This is a genomic window from Komagataeibacter saccharivorans, from assembly GCF_003207825.1.
GTDB classification, from domain to species: Bacteria; Pseudomonadota; Alphaproteobacteria; order Acetobacterales; family Acetobacteraceae; genus Komagataeibacter; species Komagataeibacter saccharivorans.
On record NZ_NKTY01000071.1, the window covers coordinates 1 to 1,842 of the forward strand.

Consider the following 1,842-nt stretch of genomic DNA (forward strand, 5'->3'; position numbering starts at 1 on the left):
ATCGCCACACGATATGACAAGACAAGAAAATCATTTCTCGCCTTTCTTAACCTCGCAGCCGTAAAATTGTGGCTACCGTCTTTTGTCAACAGAACCTAGCAAAGATAGAGGATATGCAACTGCATGATAGCCGAGATTAAGGCTCTAGCCAAATCCGCCAGTAATTCGAACTGAACGCCCGCTATTTAGGCATTGCGGCTTCGGAGCGGACAGGCAGAAATCCCCCCCATTGCCGACATTTTTCGGCCGATAATAGGGGATGGGGTGGCGTGAGTGTAGCAGTCAGAGTCAGAGGGCTGCGCGGATTTTCGTGACGGGTTGAGAGGGCAGGAGAGCGTCTCCGGCCCGCCCGTCATGGAGTTTTTCGCCATGGCGACCGCTATTCCCAAAATCACCCTGAGTTCATCCCGCGACATCCCGTTCAACCGGCTGGTGCTGTCCCAGTCCAATGTGCGGCGTGTGAAATCCGGCCTGTCGATCGACGAACTGGCCCGCGATATCGAGCGTCGCGGGCTGCTGCAGAGCCTGAACGTCCGTCCCGTGCTTGATGGCGATGGGGCCGAGACCGGCACTTACGAAGTCCCTGCCGGCGGACGGCGCTTCCGTGCCCTTGAACTGCTGGTGAAGCAGAAGAAACTGGCGAAGACCGCCCCGGTGCCCTGCGTCGTACGCGAGGCCGGGTCGGCCATTCTTGCCGAGGATGACTCTCTGGCCGAGAACGTCCAGCGGCTGGCCCTGCATCCGCTGGACCAGTTTCGCGCCTTCCGAGACATGCTGGAAAAGGGCATATCCGAGGAAGAAATCGCCGCCGCGTTCTTTGTCGCACCCACCGTAGTCAAACAGCGCCTGCGACTGATGACCGTGTCCGATAAGCTGCTTGAGATATACGAGCAGGATGGGATGCGGCTGGAACAGCTGATGGCCTTTTCCATCAGCGACGACCACGCTCGGCAGGAACAGGTCTGGGAGATCGTGGCCCAGAGCCATAATCGCGAACCCTACGTCATCCGCCGCATGCTGACGGAAAAGACCGTCCGGGCCTCGGACGCGCGCGCCCGTTTCGTGGGGCTGGACGTCTATATCGCAGCCGGTGGTCACATCATGCGCGACCTGTTCGAAGCCGACGACGGCGGCTGGCTGCAGGACCCGGCCATTCTGGACCGGCTGGTCATGGAAAAACTGTACACAGCCGCTGAGGATATCCGCGCCGAGGGCTGGAAATGGGTCGAGACGGCCCTGTCGTTCCCATGGGGGCACACACGGCAGTTCGTCGAGATCGATGGCACGGAACTGCCCCTGACCGATGAAGAGACAGCCCGTCTCGAAGCCCTGCGTGCCGAGCAGGAAACCATCGAGGCCGAATATGCGCAGGCCGATGAATACCCTGACGAGGTCGATGCACGGCTGGGCGGGATCGAACAGGCGATCCTTGCCCTGGAGGAACGACCTCTGGCGTTCGATCCTGCCGACATGACGCGGGCTGGGACTTTCGTCAGCCTCGCCAGCGATGGCACATTGCAGGTGGAGCGGGGCTTCGTGCTGCCCGAGGACATGCCGACCGAGCCCGAAGAGACCGATGATGGCGGCGGTGCCGATGGATACGATCATGCGGCGTATGATGGGCGGGATGAACGTCTTGCTGGTTATGGCAGCGATGCGGGTGGTGAGGGCAATACTACCGCTCTCGACGTCGAACCCGAGGAGGAAGATGGGATCAAGCCGCTGCCTGACCGGCTGCTGACGGAACTGACGGCGTGGCGCACGCTGGCCCTGCGGGATGCGTTCGCCAGCAATCCGCACATTGCCCTGACCGAATTCCTGCATACGCTGGTGCGTGATGTT

1 protein-coding gene is annotated in these 1,842 nt (G+C 60.8%); it reads left to right on the plus strand.

What is annotated here, in order from left to right; translation table 11 throughout:
- Positions 1-369: 369 nt before the first annotated feature.
- A partial coding sequence (locus CFR79_RS15335) for a ParB/RepB/Spo0J family partition protein (RefSeq protein WP_110548455.1) occupies positions 370-1,842 on the plus strand: 1,473 nt, incomplete at its 3' end.